The organism is Clostridium sp. 1001283B150210_160208_E6 (genome assembly GCF_015669365.1).
In the GTDB taxonomy this organism is placed as follows: Bacteria; Bacillota; Clostridia; order Clostridiales; family Clostridiaceae; genus Clostridium; species Clostridium paraputrificum.
In genome coordinates, this window is record NZ_JADPAA010000002.1 from 381,877 (window position 1) to 398,944 (window position 17,068).

The window sequence follows — 17,068 nt, forward strand, 5'->3', positions numbered from 1 at the left end:
TTTATACAAACTTCATCCTTCCACTCTACTTGAATTTCATTTAATCTTTCATCCATTGCAGCCTCAATAACTTCATATAAGTCACTCTCCATTAAATGAAGCACTGATTGAGTTTCTGGGTCACCCATTCTAACATTGTACTCTAGTAGGTATACTCCCTTTTTAGTTATCATAAGACCAAAGAAAATAATCCCCTTAAAGTCAAAGCCTTCTTCTTGTATTCCCCTTAAAGTATTAGCCATAATGTTATCTTCAAAGTCTCTCATTACTTCGCTAGTAACATATGGATTTGGTGCAAGAACTCCCATACCACCAGTATTAGGACCCTTACCACCATCATATATTTGCTTATGATCTTTAGCAGATATAAATGGGATTATTCTTTTTCCATCACATATAGAAAGGATTGAAGCTTCAACACCTTCTAAGAATTCTTCCACTACTATCTTTTGCCCTGCTCCATTAAAAGCATCATCAATCATAAGGTTTTGCACAGCCTTCATAGCATCTTTTCTGCTTTCGCAAATAACTACACCCTTTCCAGCTGCAAGTCCATCTGCCTTTATAACTATTGGATATTGACAATCATAAAGATATGATAGAGCCTCTTCTGGGTTTGTAAATACTTCATATTCAGCAGTTTTAACTCCATATTTCTTCATAAAGAACTTTGAAAAACTCTTACTTCCTTCAAGTTTTGCACCTTCAGAATCTGGTCCAAAACATCTTAATCCTTCTGCCTTAAACTTATCAGTTATTCCTTTAGTAAGAGGGTCCTCAGGTCCAACCACTGTTAGATGTATATCATTATTTTTTGCAAACTCTACTAATTTATCTATATCTGTTATATTGATATTTTCACATTTATTTTCTAAAGCTGTTCCACCATTACCTGGCGCTACATATATTTTATCTACCTTTGGACTTTGTGCAAGCTTCCAAGCAATAGCATGTTCTCTTCCACCTGACCCAACTAATAATAACTTCATATTTATCCTCCCAAAAACTATTAATTCTTCACTAATTAGTGTTTGAAGTGTCTTAGCCCTGTAAATACCATAGCTATTCCATGTTCATTACATGCATCTATTGATTCTTGGTCTCTTAAAGATCCACCTGGTTGAATTATAGCCTTAATTCCAGCTTTAGCTGCTTGATCAACTACATCTCTAAATGGGAAGAATGCATCTGAAGCTAATATTGTAGCTCCCTTACCTCTCTTTAATGCATCTTCTGTTGGCCAAATTCTATTAACTTGTCCACCACCAATTCCTAGTGCAATTCCATCATGTGCTACCACTATAGCATTAGACTTAACATACTTAACTACCTTCATACCAAAAATTAAATCCTTCATTTCTTCTTCAGTAGGAGCCTTTTCTGTAACAACTTTTATTTCCTCAATTAACTTTTTATCTTCTTCTTGAACTAAGATACCACCATCAACTGTAACCATGTATCTTTCATCCTTTGGAGTGTTATGCATTCTAAGAACTCTTAAATTCTTCTTAGTTTTTAATACTTCTAAAGCATCTTCATCATATTCTGGAGCTGCTATTACTTCTAAGAATATTTTAACCATTTCTTCAGCAGTTTTCTTATCTACTTTTCTATTGAAAGCAACTATTCCACCAAAGATTGATGTAGGGTCAACTTCATAAGCCTTCATATATGCTTCATAAGCATCCTTACCAGTTGCAACACCACATGGAGTATTATGCTTTAATGCACAACAAGTTGGTTCATCAAATTCATTTACACATTTCCAAGCAATATCCATATCCTTAAAATTGTTGTATGATAACTCCTTACCATTTAATACATCAAATGTATTCATAGCACCTTCTACTGTTGTAGATTCATAGAAAGCTGCACTTTGATGAGAGTTTTCACCATATCTTAAACCTTGCTTTTTCTTAAATGAAACTGATAGATATTCTGGATATTCTTCAACTCCTTCTAACATAAAGTTAGCAATAGCAGCATCATATGCTCCCATTAAGTTAAATACTTTACCAGCTAATCTCTTCTTTGTATTATAAGAAACTTCACCTTCTGCCTCTATTTCTTCCATTACCTTTCCATAGTCATTCTTATCTGAAATTACAACTACGTCTTGGAAGTTCTTAGCTGCTGCTCTTAACATTGTTGGACCACCAATATCAATAAACTCAACCTTTTCTTCAAATGTTAAGTCTTCTTTAACCTTTTCAAAGAATGGGTATAAATTAACTACAACGTAATCTATTGTGTTTATGTTTCTTTCCTTTAAAGTGTTCATATGTTCTTCATTATCTCTTATTGCTAAGATTCCTGCATGAACTAGTGGATGTAATGTTTTTACTCTTCCATCTAACATTTCTGGGAAGTTAGTAACTTCATTTACTTCAATAACATTAACTCCATTTTCTTTTAAATGCTTGTAAGTTCCACCAGTTGAAAGAATTTCAACTCCTCTTTTTTCTAAAAACTTAGCAAATTCTAATACTCCATCTTTGTAAAATACGCTAATTAACGCTCTCTTTTTCATTAACTTGGCCTCCAATTTAATAAATTTTACTTCTTCCATCTATAACATTAACTTTACCTTCTGAAATCAACTTTATTGCTTTTGGTAGTAACAGGTGCTCTTTTACTAATATTCTTTTTTGAAGATCTTCCGCACTATCTTCAAAATATACTGGTACAGCTTCTTGTAAAATAATTGCTCCCCCATCTACTTCATTATTTACAAAATGAACTGTACAGCCAGAAACCTTAACTCCCTTCTTAATTGCAGCTTCATGTACATGAAGTCCATACATTTTAGGGCCACAAAATGAAGGTATTAAGGAAGGGTGTATATTAATAATCCTATTTTTAAACTTATCTAAAATTTCCCCATCTAGTATTGATAAATACCCTGCAAGGACTATTAAATCTACCTTTCCTTCAGTTAATTCTAAAATTCTATTTGATTGATTTTCCCCATATTCTTTCTTACTAACTACATATGTATCTATACCTGCTTCCTTTGCTCTCTCTAAGGCATAGACATAACTTTTACTACTTATGACCATTTCTATTTTGCAGTCTAATTCCCCAACTTTAACTGCATCTATTATGGACTGAAGGTTTGTTCCTCCCCCTGATACAAGAACTGCTATCTTAAACAAATACCTTCACCTCCAGAGGTTACATGACCAATTACATAAGCCTTTTCTCCCATTTCTATAAGAGCTTTTGTTACTGATTCAGCATCCTCTTTTTTAACACATAAAACAAATCCAATTCCCATATTAAATGTGTTATACATATGGTCTTTATCAACTCCAAGTTCAACCATTCTATCAAAAATAGCTGGTATTGGATAACTACCCTTGTTAATAACAGCTGTTAACTCTCTGCCATTAAACATTCTTGGAACATTTTCTATAAATCCTCCACCAGTTACATGAGCCATTCCTCTAACTTCAAAACTTTCCATAAGCTTTAAAACTGGTTTAACATAAATCTTAGTTGGAGTAATTAATGTTTTCCAAACTTCTTCTCCATTAAATTCTTCATCTAAGTTTGTAAACAGCTTTCTAACTAAAGAAAAACCATTTGAATGAATTCCTGAAGATGCTATCCCCACTAAAGCATCTCCATCTTCAATTTTTGAACCATCTATTATTTCGTTCTTATCTGCTATCCCCACAGCAAATCCTGCTATATCGTAGTCCCCCTCTTTATAGAAACCTGGCATTTCTGCTGTTTCTCCACCTACTAAAGCGCAATCTGATTGAAGGCATCCTTCTGATACACCTTTAACTAAATCTGCAGCTACTTCTGCTTCAAGCTTTCCACAAGCTATATAATCTAAGAAAAATAGTGGCTTTGCTCCATGACAAAGAATATCATTAACACACATTGCAACACAGTCAATTCCAACTGTATCATACTTTTTCTTTTTGCAAGCTATATCAAGCTTTGTTCCAACCCCATCAGTTCCAGAAACTAAAACTGGTTTCTTGTACCCTTCTGGAAGTTCAACCATTCCTGCAAAGCTTCCAAGACCATTTAAAACATAATTGCTCATTGTTCTTGCTGCATAGTCTTTTATAAGCTTAACTGATTTATAACCTTCTTCTATATTAACCCCTGAATCTTTGTAAGTTATCATTTTCTCTCCACTACCTTTCAAGATGATCTTTTGAAGTTTCTATTGGTGTTGATACTGGATATACTCCATTGAAGCATCCAACGCAGAATCCTTCTTTACCTTTGAATGTATTGTACATTCCATTCATGCTTAAATATCCTAAAGAATCTGCCCCTATCATATCTGCCATTTCTTCTATAGAGTGATTTGCACCTATAAGTTCACTTCTATATGGAGTATCAATTCCAAAGTAACAAGGGAACTTAACTACTGGTGACGCTACAAGGAAATGTACTTCTTTAGCCCCTGCTCTTCTTAAAGAATCAACTAAATGCTTTGAAGTAGTTCCTCTAACTATTGAGTCATCTATTAAGATAACTCTCTTACCTTTTACATTTACCTTTAAAGGATTTAACTTAACTGCTACAGCCTTCTCTCTTATTTCTTGAGAAGGTGTAATAAATGTTCTTCCTACATATCTATTCTTTACAAAGGCTGTGTCATATGGAATTCCTGATGCTCTTGCATATCCTATAGCTGCAGGTATACCTGAATCTGGTACTGCTGATACTATATCTGCTTCAATAGGATGTTCCTTATATAACTCTTCCCCTGCCTTAACTCTTGTAACCTGAACATCTAGTCCATCAATTACTGAATCAGGTCTTGCAAAATAAATATATTCAAATGCACAAGTGTGGCACAATGTGTTTTCTGAGTACTTTATAGATTTTATTCCATCTTCATCAATAACCACAACTTCCCCTGGTTCAACATCTCTAACAAATTCAGCTCCTACTGCATCTAATGCACAGCTTTCTGATGACATTACATATGCGTCATCAACCTTACCTATGCAAAGAGGTCTTATACCATGTGGATCTCTAGCTCCAATAAGCTTATCCTTTGTTGCTATAACCATAGCAAAGCTTCCTCTAACTGCTTGTATAGCATCTACAACAGCTCTTTCAATACCTCTCTTAGCACCTCTTGCTATTAATGTTGCTATAACCTCTGAATCTATTGTTGTGTGGAATACATGTCCACCATCTTCTAATAAATCTCTTATAACATCCGCATTAACTAGGTTACCATTATGAGCCATTGCTATATGACCAAGCTTTGATGATGCTAGAAGCGGTTGTGCATTTTCAACCTTAGTTGACCCTGTTGTTGAATATCTAACATGACCAATTGCTATATGTCCCTTTAATCTATTTAAGTCATCTTTTGTAAAAGCCTCAGTTATTAAACCTAATCCCTTATGAATATCTACTTCTGTCCCATTTCCTACTGCAATACCTGCAGACTCTTGTCCTCTATGCTGAAGTGCATATAATCCATAATATGTCATACCTGATACATCCATAGGTGAGTTTGAATAAACCCCAAACACACCACATTCATCCTTAAATTTATCAAGACTTGGATCTAGTATTAATTGAAAGTCAGCTTTTTTCATCCTAACTATTCCCCTTTAATTCTGTTTAAAATTTCAATGTAAGCTTCTTCTACGTTACCCATATCTCTTCTGAATCTATCTTTGTCTAACTTTTCTCCTGTAGTTGCATCCCAGAATCTACATGTGTCTGGTGAAATTTCATCTGCTAAAACAATTTCTCCATTTGGAAGTTTACCAAATTCAATCTTAAAGTCTATTAAGTTAATATTTAACTTAGAGAAGAATTCCTTTAATAAGTCATTTATCTTAGCTGTCATATCTAATATTGTTTTGATTTCTTCAAAAGTTGCAGCTCCAATTGCTACTGCATGATAAGAATTTATTAGTGGATCTCCTAACTCATCATCTTTATAAGAGAATTCAAATACTGTAGTCTTTAGCTTGTACCCTTCTTCAAGTCCTAATCTCTTAGCCATGCTTCCTGCTGCTACATTTCTTACTATAACTTCTAGTGGTACTATTTCAACTTTCTTACAAAGTTGTTCTCTGTCATTTAGCTTCTTAACAAAGTGAGTCTTTATACCATTTTCATTTAACATTTCAAATATCATTGAAGTTATTGCATTGTTTAAGATACCTTTGTTATTTATTTGATCTTTCTTTTCTCCATTAAATGCTGTTGCATCATCTTTGTAATATACGATAACCTCTTCTGCATTTTCTGTAGCATAAATCTTCTTTGCTTTTCCTTCATACATCATTTCTAACTTTTCCATTATAGTTCCACTCCTTCTCCATTTTCTTCTATAAACTTTCTTTTCATGTTAATTCTAAAATCAACTAATTTTTCTTTAATCTCTGGATATTTTAATGATAATATTTGTACTGCAAGCATCCCTGCATTGTAGCTATTATTAATTCCAACAGTTGCTACTGGAATTGATTTAGGCATTTGTACAATTGATAATAATGCATCCATCCCTTCAACTGCTGCTTTAACAGGAACTCCTATTACAGGTAAAGTAGTTTGTGATGCTATAACTCCTGGTAAATGTGCTGCAAGACCTGCTCCTGCTATTATTACTTCGCAACCATCCTTTTCAATCTTTTCAATTGTTTCTGCTAACTTTTCTGGAACTCTATGAGCTGATAAAATATAAGCCTTGTAATCTACTCCAAATTCTTTTAAGGCATTTGCTGCGCCCTTCATCACATCGGTATCTGACTTGCTACCAAAAAATATTGCTACCTTCATTTAAAATTCCCTCCTTAAGTTAATTAATAATCTATTACCTTCAACCAGCATTTTTCCTACATATTTATATAAATACATATTGTTATATTTATATATTGGTATATTTATATATTGTTTTATTTTTATATTTATATATTTTTAACTACTTTATTTTCTAAAGTAATTAACTCCTGATTTAAATATCTTTTGATCAAATTCTCCTGGAACATTTCTATATAAGTTTTCTCCAATTCTTTCAGAGTGACCCATCTTACCTAAGACTCTTCCATCTCTGCTTGTAATACCTTCAACACCTAACATTGATCCATTTGGATTGTATGGCATATCTAATGATACTTCTCCATTAAAGTCAACATATTGAGTTGCTATTTGTCCATTCTCTTCAAGTTCCTTTAATAAACTTTCTGGTGCTACGAATCTTCCTTCGCCATGAGAAATTGCTACATTATGAATATCACCTGCATTTACTTCACTGAACCAAGGTGATTTAACTGAAGAAATTCTTGTTCTTATTATTGAAGACATATGTCTATTAATATTGTTATAAGTTAATGTGGCCATATCTTCTTCGATATCTCTGATTTCACCATAAGGTACTAAACCTAGCTTAATTAATGCTTGGAAGCCATTGCAGATACCTAACATTAATCCATCTCTATTATTTAAAAGATCCATTACAGCATCCTTTATCTTTTCATTTCTAAATACTGTAGCTATAAATTTAGCTGATCCATCTGGCTCATCCCCTGCTGAGAATCCACCTGGAAGCATAATTATTTGAGCTGTTCTAATTTCTTTTTCTAATCTATCAACTGATTCTATTAATGCTTCTTTATTTAAATTTCTAATTAGAACTTGTACAACTTCTGCTCCTTCTTTTCTAAAGGCTCTTGTACAATCATCTTCACAGTTTGTTCCTGGGAATACTGGAATAACAACCTTTGGATGTTCTATTCTTTCCCTTGGTTTAGATGTATTTCTTTCAGTATAAAGCTTTGATTCAACCTTTTCTTCCTTCTTCTCAGTGCCTATCTTAAATACTCCATTTAATTTTCCTTCTATAGCATTTTCTAGTTCCTCAATGGAGAAGTCTATATCATAATCTCCTGAAATTATTCTTTCTTCACTAATTGTTACACCTACTACCTTAAAGCTTGTACCAGCAAATTCAGTTGGTACATCAACATTTCCTTCTACTTCTAGTAAAAGTGTTCCATAGTTTAATCCAAACAACTCTTCTAAAGTTAAATTAGAGAATTGAGCACCTATTCTGTTTCCTAAAGACATCTTTGTAAGCGCTTCTGCTGCTCCACCAAATTTCAATGAAGAAGCTGATATAACCTTTTTATCTCCTATTAGTGAATATAATACTTCTAAGTTCTTTTTGAACTTGTCCATATCTATTGTTCCATCACTTAATTTTTCACTCATAAGAAGAACTAATTTTGACCCAACCTTCTTAAATTCTGGTGAAATAATTCTCTCCGCCTTTTCATAACCCACAGCGAAAGACACTAATGTTGGTGGTACATCAATATCATCAAATGTTCCTGACATTGAGTCCTTACCACCTATTGCTGGTATTCCTAAATCTACTTGTGCTTTATATGCACCTAATAATGCTGCAAATGGTTTTCCCCATCTTTCAGCCTTCTTACCTAATCTTTCAAAATACTCTTGGAATGTAAGTCTAACTTTTCTGTAATCTCCACCCATAGCTGCTATCTTAGTAATTGATTCAATTACTGAATAGAATGCCATGTGGAAAGGACTCCAAGTACCTAAGTTAGGATTATATCCAAATGTCATAAGTGAAGCATCCTTTGACTCTCCATTCATAACTGGAATCTTAGCTGCCATACCTTCTGAAGGAGTCTTTGAATACTTACCTCCAAATGGCATAAGTACTGATCTTGCCCCTATTGTTGAGTCAAATCTTTCAACTAATCCTTGTTGTGATGCAATATTTAAATCCTTTAAGTTTTCAACCCACTTATCCCTGACGTTAACTGTTCCAACATTATATGGGAAGTTTTCTGGTGCTACTACCTTTACATCTGTAACTTGAGTTGCTCCATTTGTGTCTAAGAAGCTTCTATGAATATCTACTATTTTATTGCCTCTCCAGTACATTCTTAATCTTTCATTATCAGTAACCTCTGCAACAACTGTAGATTCTAAGTTTTCCTCTTCAGCAAACTTTATAAATCTTTCTACATCCTTAGCTTCTACTACAACAGCCATTCTTTCTTGAGATTCTGATACTGCAAGTTCTGTTCCATCTAACCCTTCATACTTCTTTGGAACCTTATCTAAATCTATATCTAATCCTCTGCATAATTCTCCAATTGCAACTGATACTCCACCTGCACCAAAGTCATTACATCTCTTAATCATCTTTGCTGCTTCTGGAATTCTAAACAATCTTTGAAGCTTTCTTTCTGTAGGTGCATTACCCTTTTGAACCTCTGCACCGCATGTATTTATTGATTCTGTAGTATGTTCCTTTGATGAACCTGTTGCTCCACCAACACCATCTCTACCAGTTCTACCACCTAATAAGATAACAACATCGCCTAAGCTAGGTTCTTCTCTAACTACATTTTCCTTAGGTGCTGCTGCAATTACTGCACCAACTTCCATTCTCTTTGCTACATAGTTTGGATGATAAACCTCTGTAACTTGTCCAGTAGCAAGACCTATTTGGTTACCATATGAGCTATATCCATGTGCTGCTCCCAGGGTAATAGTTCTTTGTGGTAATTTTCCCTTTAAAGTTTTTTCTACAGGAACTGTTGGATCTGCTGAACCTGTAACTCTCATTGCTTGGTATACATAAGTTCTTCCTGATAGTGGATCTCTTATTGCTCCACCTAAACAAGTAGCAGCTCCACCAAAAGGCTCTATTTCAGTTGGATGGTTATGTGTTTCGTTTTTAAACATTAAAAGATATTTTTCAATTCCTTTATCTGTTTCAACATCTATGTTTATTGAGCATGCATTTATTTCTTCAGATACATCTAAATCCTCTAACATGCCCTTCTTTCTCATTTCTTTAACTAGGATACAAGCTATATCCATAAGGGTTTCATTTCTATCTGTATTTTCTCCATATACAAAATTTCTTGACTTAATGTAGGCGTCATAAGCTTTTACTATAGGAGTTGTATATTTATTTTCTTCAATTTCTACTTTTTCTATTTTTGTTGAGAATGTTGTATGTCTGCAATGGTCTGACCAATAAGTATCAATAACCTTTACTTCAGTAATGCTAGGGTCTCTCTTTTCTTCATTTTTAAAGTATTCTTGAATCATCTTTAAATCATCAATGCTCATTGCAAGGCCTTGTTCCCTGTGGAACTCTTTTAAAGCTTCAAGACTCTTTTCATTAAACCCTTCTAAGATTTGAACATCATTAGGAATGCTAAGTTGTGTATCTATAGTTCTATCATCTATAGCAACTTCTTTAGAATCAACAGAATTTATATAATAGTTTTTAACTCTCTCTACATCATTATCTGATAAATCTCCCTTTAAAATTATAACCTTTGAAGATTTTACTTCTACTCTATCTCCACTAGTTAATAATTGAAAACACTGAGATGCTGAATCTGCTCTTTGATCGTATTGACCTGGTAGGTACTCTACTCCAAAAGCAATATCTCCTTTTTCAAGTGGTAATGTTTCTTCATATACCCTATCTACAGTTAATTCAGAAAATATAGTATTTAGTGCTTTTTTATAATGCTCTTCTGAAACTGCCCCTAAAATATATTTGTTAATAACTCTTACTTCTTGTAGGTTGTCCATTCTTAAATTGCTCTTAAAGTCATTTAATAAACTTTGTGCTTCTACGTCAAAACCTTTTTTCTTTTCAACGAATACACATCTGATATTCATCATTTAAATACCTCCACCCATTAATTGTCATACCGAATATTATATCTATATTTAATTTTATACTTCGTATTTATATTTTAAGATTAACACTCATTGTATTCATTGTCAATATTAACTATAATTATAAGTAATAACATTCGTATATATCCGTATATTAATATGCAATTATCCTTTAAATATACGCACTAACGAATATTTACTTATAGATTTTTATAAAAGCATAACTTTTATGCACAAAAAAATACCGATAGATAAAACTACCGGCAAAGAAACCTACGCAACCTAAAAGGTCATTTATATTATTATCTAAGAATCCGATACATATTCACATTATTAATAAATATTATTATAATCTCTCACTCCAACCTTACTTAAAACTTTTATAGAAAATTCTCTCTTATTTTTTATTTCCAATTCTTGTTGATTGATTAAATAAATAATATTCTACTTATCAAAGTTTAAATTAAACATTACTTAAATCCTTCCAATCTGTTAAATGTGACCAAAATTTTTTATTGACAAAACAAACCATCTATGTATACTATATCTTGTGAAGTTTAATATTGTTTAACTTTAAGTTTAGTTTAACTAAACTTTTGCAAAATTTTTTCATAATTTTTCTTACCTATTCTAAGGGAAATATAAAATTAAGGGGGTTTTAAATTGAAACTTGAACAGTTAGGAAGACATATCTTAGTAGAGTTTTATAATTGTGATACTGATATTTTAGGGAATCACGAAAAAATTGAAAAAATTATGTGTGAAGCAGCAATTAAGTCAAACGCAACCATAGTAACTAGTTGTTTTCACAAATTTAATCCTTGGGGAGTAAGTGGAGCTGTAATTATACAAGAGTCACACTTAACAATCCATACATGGCCTGAATATGGATATGCATCAGTAGATCTATACACTTGTGGAGATTCAGTTAATCCATGGATAGGCTTTGACTATCTCGAAAAAGAATTATGCTCTGAGAGAAGTGAGTCAACAGAAGTTGCAAGAGGCATGGTAGAAAAAATCAAAAATTTTTCCCACACAACTTTTGAACAAGTAACTCATAAACCAACAGCTTAGAAAGGAGAACAATATGGAACTTTGGTACACAGAGAATCAAACAGATAATGTTAAATTTTCAATGAGAGTAAAGAAAACTCTTTATTCTAAAAAGAGTCAATTTCAACAAATAGATGTAATAGACACCTATGATTTTGGAAGAGTCCTTGTAATTGATGGATGGACTATGATTACTGAAAAAGACGAATTTATATATCACGAAATGATAACTCATGTTCCTATGATGGTGAATAAAGATATAAAAAATGTTTTAGTAATAGGAGCTGGAGATGGTGGTACAGTTCGTGAACTTACTAGGTTTAATTCAATCGAAAGAATAGATATGGTTGAACTTGATGAAGAAGTGGTTAAAGCAGCAAGGGAATATTTACCTTTTACTTCTTGTAAATTAGATGATCCTAGAGTTAACCTATATTTTCAAGATGGAATAAAGTTTGTAGAAAACAAAAAAAATCTTTATGACTTAATAATAGTTGATTCTACAGACCCTATAGGACCTGGTGAAGGTTTGTTTACAAGAGAATTCTATAAAAATTGCTATGAGTCATTAACAGATAAAGGTATTCTTGTTAATCAAGGAGAAAGTCCATATTATGATATGAATAAGAAGGAAATGAAAAGATCCAACGAGAAGTTGAAAGATATATTTCCAATCTGTGAAGTATATCAATATATGATTCCAACTTATCCTTCTGGCTATTGGTTCTTTGGATTTGCTTCAAAAAAGCTTCATCCAGTTAATGATTTTGATGAAGGATTTTATAACAGCTTAAACTTAAATGATAGATATTATAACAAAGACGTACATAAAGCATCCTTTGCTTTACCAAACTACGTTAAAGAGTTATTGAAATAACATTGGAGCTATCGCATTAGCAGATAAAAAAATTAGCTAGCGATAGCTCCTTTTATTTATTTTACTAAAAGTTATTGTATATTTAAAAATAGATTATTAATAAAGCACTCTTCCCTCAATCCTCTTGTCAAACCTACTCCATTCCCCTTTTCCAATTCCTTCTCCAATTATATCTAACTTATTCATAGTTGCATCAACATAATCAGCATAATGTACAACATAAGATTCTACAGTTCTTGGTTGAATAGGGGAACCATACTCCAACTTACCATGATGTTGTACAATAATTCCTTTTATTCTATTCTTAAAATCCTCACTAAAATCTAATCCGCTTTCTATAAAAGCTTTTTCAATCATTGTTACTCCCATTACAATATGTCCTTGAAGGCTTCCTACTGTTGTATATGAAAATGGTCCATTATAACTCATCTCATACACTTTCCCTATATCATGTAGCTTTGCCCCTAGTATTGCAATCTCTTTGTATCTTATATCATATCTATAAGCTAAGGTTTTAGCTAAATACATAACATTTAATGTATGTTCAGCTAAACCACCTAAATAGTTATGATGATTATATACTCCTCCTATTGCTTTTTTAAATTTACTTACAAAATTCTCATTCTTAAAGAAATAGTCATTTAAGGCCTTGCCTTCCTCTGAAGTTACTTCTTCTTTTGTCATACTTTCTAATTCACTCATTATGTCATTAATAGGTCTTTTTACTGTAGGTAAATAATCTTCTATGTTATACTCCTTAACATATTCAACTTTATCAGGTTTAAAAGGCTCTCCGTAATGACCCTTTAATAGAACAACATCCCCTTCCTTTAATAACACATCTGAAGAAAACAAACATTTTATCTCTTTAAATTTATCACCTGCATAGGCCCAAAGCATATTCTCATTTCTATCTAAAATTTTGTTTATCATAAGGGAAACTTCTATTTTTTCTCCCCATTTACATTCTTTTAAATTTTTCTTTCCCATTATATACACCATCCTTACCCACTTAGTATGGATATTTAAATAAAAATAATACAAAAAAGGCCAGTCATTTCTGACTGCCCTATATATTTTTATATTTTTATTCCTCTTCTTACTGATAATATTATGGATACAATACCAATTATACCTATTATTAAAGGAATAGCAGGTATTCCTATAGAAAACATCTTGAAATAATCTTGTTCATACCCTGTTGTTGTAACTAAAAATATTAATATTGAAAATCCAGTTAAAGCCTTTGAAGATTTTTTAACCATTCCTACATATAGTGGAATAAATGTTATAAAGGAAAAACACAAATCATTATAAATAGTCATAACAATACATTCTTTTAATTCTGAAAACATTAAAGAAGCACTTGCAAAATTAAAAGTTATAGCTATAAATGAAGATATAATTGTTGATATTACTTGTCCTAAAATAGTTGCCATTAAAATAGAAAACCAAGCCAATATAATCTTACTTACCAAAAACTTTATTTTATTAACTCCACAGGTAAATGGTATGTTGATTGTTCCATTTTCATATTCATCTATAATAGTTTTATTTAATAATTGTCCCCCAATTATTATCATTACACCTCTATACAAAACATCAATTATTCCCGGCACTCCATCATAAGAAAAAGGATTAACACTAATTCCTAAAGCGTTATTAGACTTATTTATACTATGATAAAAGTATATCCCTAATATTGTTATTACTAATGCAATAGCCAGCATTACATATGTATACTTCTTCTTTTCTATTTTTCCCAGTTCAATTCTTATATACTTAATCATGAATATTGCCCCCCCGATATAATATCCATAAAAAATTCTTGTAATTTTCTTTTATTCCTATTGAAGCTCTCAACAAAAACGCCAGATTTTATTAATTCAAAAATTACTTTATTATAATCTTCCTTTAAATCATACAGCCTAATAACATTATTATTTATAACCTTATATCCTTTTATCCCCAACTTTCCTTCAATTACAAATGCAGCTTTAGATACATCGTCACAAACAATCTTTACATAATCTCTCTTTTCATCAATTAAATCATATCCACCTAACTCATAGCCAATAGAGCCATTATATAAGAAGCCCACCCTATCAGCTACAACCTCTAATTTATCAAGCATATGTGTAGATATTAAAAATGAGGTTTCATTTTCTCTTTTTAAATTAGTTATTAAATCTATAATTTCTTTAATTTTGATAATATCCAACCCATTAGTAGGCTCATCTAAAATAAATAAATCAGGTCTATTTAATAAACCTCTTCCTATTGCTACCCTTTCTCTCATACCTAAAGAAAGCTCCTTTGGTTTCTTCTTTAATACTCCATGTAATCCAACAAGCTTTTTAACTTCTTCAATTCTTTCTTTATGATTTAAGTCCATATATCTACATACTATTTCAAGATTTTTTTCTATGGTAAGCTCCTCATAAAATATTGGTGTTTCAATAATTGCACTTATCCTTTTGTAAACATCTTTATCGTATCCAGTAACCTTATTACCAAATAAATAAACATTTCCTTTAGTTGCTTTTAAAGTATTCATGATAATTTTCATCAATGTACTCTTTCCAGAGCCATTAATTCCAACTAATCCATATACTTCTCCAGCTTTAATATTTAAATTGATATTATTTAATACTTCCTTATTATTAAATTCTCTACTAATACCTTCTAACCTAAGCACACTACCCATATCTCTCTCCACTCTTTAGCCAACCACCTTAGTAGCTATTCTTTCTATTTCCTCTAAAACTTGACTAACTCTATCTTCAGCAACTAAAACCACAAGAAAATCTCCACTTTCTATCTTTGTATTACCTTTAGGTATTATTTCTTTATCACCTCGTTTAATAGCCACTAATAAACAATCTGCAGGCCAATCTACCTCTTTTAAATATTTACCTTCAATAATACTTCCCATGAATACAGCCACTTCTATTAGCGTTTTATTTCCTTTTTGAAGAACTGCTTCTCTTTTATTATTTTTTAATACTCTTTCTAAAAGACTTTCGTATATTGGTTCTGATTTAAGTATATCAGCTGTTAAATAAGAAATAATAACTACAAAAGCTAGCGCTAACATATGCTCAAAAGAGCCTGTCATTTCTGTAATTAAAATTATCCCTGTTATTGGTGCTTTAACTATTGCAGCAAAGTGCCCAGCCATAGCTAATATAATAAAATTTACAATATATTCACTTGGTAATCCAAAGACATTACAAACAATAACTCCAAATATATTTCCTACCAAGGCCCCTAATACTAATAATGGAAAGAAAATTCCTCCAGGTGCTCCTGATCCAAAACTAACAAAGGTAAAAATAAACTTTACCAAAAGAAATATAATTAAAATTTTAAGTGTAAAACCTTCATTAACTAAAGACATTATTAAATCATGTCCTCCACCTAATAATATAGGGGATATTATTCCAACCACTGCTGCACAAAGAAAAGGAATAGCAACCTTAACTTCTACAGGTACTTTTTTTAGTTTTCCATATATATCTTGAGATTTAAGCAATCCCTTATTAAATATCATTCCTGAAATACCTACAAAAACTCCCATAATCAATAAAAGCCAATAATATTTCAATGGAAAAACATCTACATTTTTAAAACTCATAGCTGGTTCTAATCCTAAGAACTGTTTACAAACAAAATCTGCTGCTAGAGATGATGCCATAGCTGACAATAAAACTAATGGAGAAAAATTTTTATGCACCTCTTCTAATGCAAATATTACTCCTGATAGTGGAGCATTAAATGCTGCTGATAGTCCTGCACTTGCACCACTTGTTATTAAAAACTTTTCTTCAATATTTATTCTTTTAAAAACTTTAGAAAATCCTTCTCCTACAGCTCCCCCCATTTGCACAGATGGACCTTCTCTTCCTACTGAAAGTCCAGCAGACAAACTAAGAATTCCTCCTAAGAATTTATAAACTAATACCTTCAACCAATTTATCTTTATTTTTCTCCCTAAAACACCTTCTAATTGTGGTATCCCACTTCCAGATATCATAGGCTCCTTCTTCACCATAATTCCTACTATTATTCCAACTACCGTTACAACGCAAAGAACTTTTAATACATTCAAAAAACTACCACTAGCATCACTATATAAATTTTTGAATAAAGGAGATAATTTAGTAATTAATATTCTATTTAATACAATTACTATTCCAACTAAAGCTCCTATAATGGTGGCTTCTCCAACCAACTTAAATCTTAAACTATTTCTGTGATTAATTATTTCTGATATTCCATTTTTTTTATTACTCATTTTGTTTCCTCCTAAGCCGTTACAACAGTCCACTATACATTTTATACTATTTTGTATTTTTTTTCATTTTATTGTTGTAAATTATATATGAATTTAGTATTTAACTAAATTATTATAAAAAAAGAATATTCGTAAGATTTTTTTCTTACGAATATTCT

14 protein-coding genes are annotated in these 17,068 nt (G+C 31.7%); 2 read left to right on the plus strand and 12 right to left on the minus strand.

The window, feature by feature from the left end; all coding sequences use genetic code 11:
- From purD to I4V16_RS04540, 8 genes are all read right to left on the minus strand, one after another.
- Window positions 1-989 (minus strand): phosphoribosylamine--glycine ligase (purD, locus tag I4V16_RS04505; RefSeq protein WP_195966542.1); only part of this gene is annotated, 989 nt, incomplete at its 3' end.
- 35 nt (window positions 990-1,024) lie between these two features.
- On the minus strand, window positions 1,025-2,530 hold the full coding sequence (gene purH / locus I4V16_RS04510) for a bifunctional phosphoribosylaminoimidazolecarboxamide formyltransferase/IMP cyclohydrolase (RefSeq protein WP_049180376.1): 1,506 nt from the start codon (window positions 2,528-2,530) through the stop codon (window positions 1,025-1,027).
- A gap of 16 nt (window positions 2,531-2,546) precedes the next feature.
- Window positions 2,547-3,155: a phosphoribosylglycinamide formyltransferase gene (purN, locus tag I4V16_RS04515; protein WP_049180342.1), complete on the minus strand. Its 609-nt coding sequence runs from the start codon at window positions 3,153-3,155 to the stop codon at window positions 2,547-2,549.
- On the minus strand, window positions 3,143-4,144 hold the full coding sequence (gene purM, locus I4V16_RS04520) for a phosphoribosylformylglycinamidine cyclo-ligase (protein WP_099329586.1): 1,002 nt from the start codon (window positions 4,142-4,144) through the stop codon (window positions 3,143-3,145). Before purM ends, purN begins: the two co-directional genes overlap by 13 nt.
- A 10-nt stretch (window positions 4,145-4,154) precedes the next feature.
- Window positions 4,155-5,585 (minus strand): amidophosphoribosyltransferase, encoded by a 1,431-nt coding sequence (gene purF / locus I4V16_RS04525; protein ID WP_049180345.1) that lies wholly within the window; start codon window positions 5,583-5,585, stop codon window positions 4,155-4,157.
- A gap of 5 nt (window positions 5,586-5,590) precedes the next feature.
- Complete coding sequence (gene purC, locus I4V16_RS04530) at window positions 5,591-6,301, minus strand: phosphoribosylaminoimidazolesuccinocarboxamide synthase (protein ID WP_049180346.1); 711 nt, start codon at window positions 6,299-6,301, stop codon at window positions 5,591-5,593.
- A complete protein-coding gene (gene purE / locus I4V16_RS04535; protein WP_049180347.1) occupies window positions 6,301-6,780 on the minus strand; it encodes a 5-(carboxyamino)imidazole ribonucleotide mutase in 480 nt (159 codons plus the stop codon). The genes purC and purE overlap by 1 nt, the downstream gene beginning before the upstream one ends.
- 147 nt (window positions 6,781-6,927) lie before the next feature.
- Complete coding sequence (locus tag I4V16_RS04540) at window positions 6,928-10,683, minus strand: phosphoribosylformylglycinamidine synthase (RefSeq protein ID WP_049180349.1); 3,756 nt, start codon at window positions 10,681-10,683, stop codon at window positions 6,928-6,930.
- 660 nt (window positions 10,684-11,343) lie between these two features.
- On the opposite strand from I4V16_RS04540, the gene speD reads away from it, so the two are divergent.
- Together speD and speE are read left to right on the plus strand one after the other, a co-directional pair.
- Complete coding sequence (gene speD, locus I4V16_RS04545; RefSeq protein ID WP_049180350.1) at window positions 11,344-11,757, plus strand: adenosylmethionine decarboxylase; 414 nt, start codon at window positions 11,344-11,346, stop codon at window positions 11,755-11,757.
- Window positions 11,758-11,770: 13 nt separating this feature from the next.
- Complete coding sequence (gene speE / locus I4V16_RS04550) at window positions 11,771-12,613, plus strand: polyamine aminopropyltransferase (RefSeq protein ID WP_099329585.1); 843 nt, start codon at window positions 11,771-11,773, stop codon at window positions 12,611-12,613.
- 96 nt (window positions 12,614-12,709) lie between these two features.
- Here speE and I4V16_RS04555 read toward each other — a convergent pair whose 3' ends face one another.
- From I4V16_RS04555 to I4V16_RS04570, 4 genes are all read right to left on the minus strand, one after another.
- The gene (locus tag I4V16_RS04555; protein ID WP_049180354.1) at window positions 12,710-13,603 is read right to left on the minus strand and encodes an HD domain-containing protein; all 894 of its coding nucleotides are present in this window, start codon (window positions 13,601-13,603) and stop codon (window positions 12,710-12,712) included.
- Between the two features lie 89 nt (window positions 13,604-13,692).
- On the minus strand, window positions 13,693-14,403 hold the full coding sequence (locus I4V16_RS04560) for an ABC transporter permease (protein ID WP_099329584.1): 711 nt from the start codon (window positions 14,401-14,403) through the stop codon (window positions 13,693-13,695).
- Window positions 14,400-15,332 (minus strand): ABC transporter ATP-binding protein, encoded by a 933-nt coding sequence (locus I4V16_RS04565; protein ID WP_049180363.1) that lies wholly within the window; start codon window positions 15,330-15,332, stop codon window positions 14,400-14,402. The genes I4V16_RS04560 and I4V16_RS04565 overlap by 4 nt, the downstream gene beginning before the upstream one ends.
- A 3-nt stretch (window positions 15,333-15,335) precedes the next feature.
- The gene (locus I4V16_RS04570) at window positions 15,336-16,910 is read right to left on the minus strand and encodes a ClC family H(+)/Cl(-) exchange transporter (protein ID WP_099329583.1); all 1,575 of its coding nucleotides are present in this window, start codon (window positions 16,908-16,910) and stop codon (window positions 15,336-15,338) included.
- Between the last annotated feature and the right edge of the window lie 158 nt (window positions 16,911-17,068).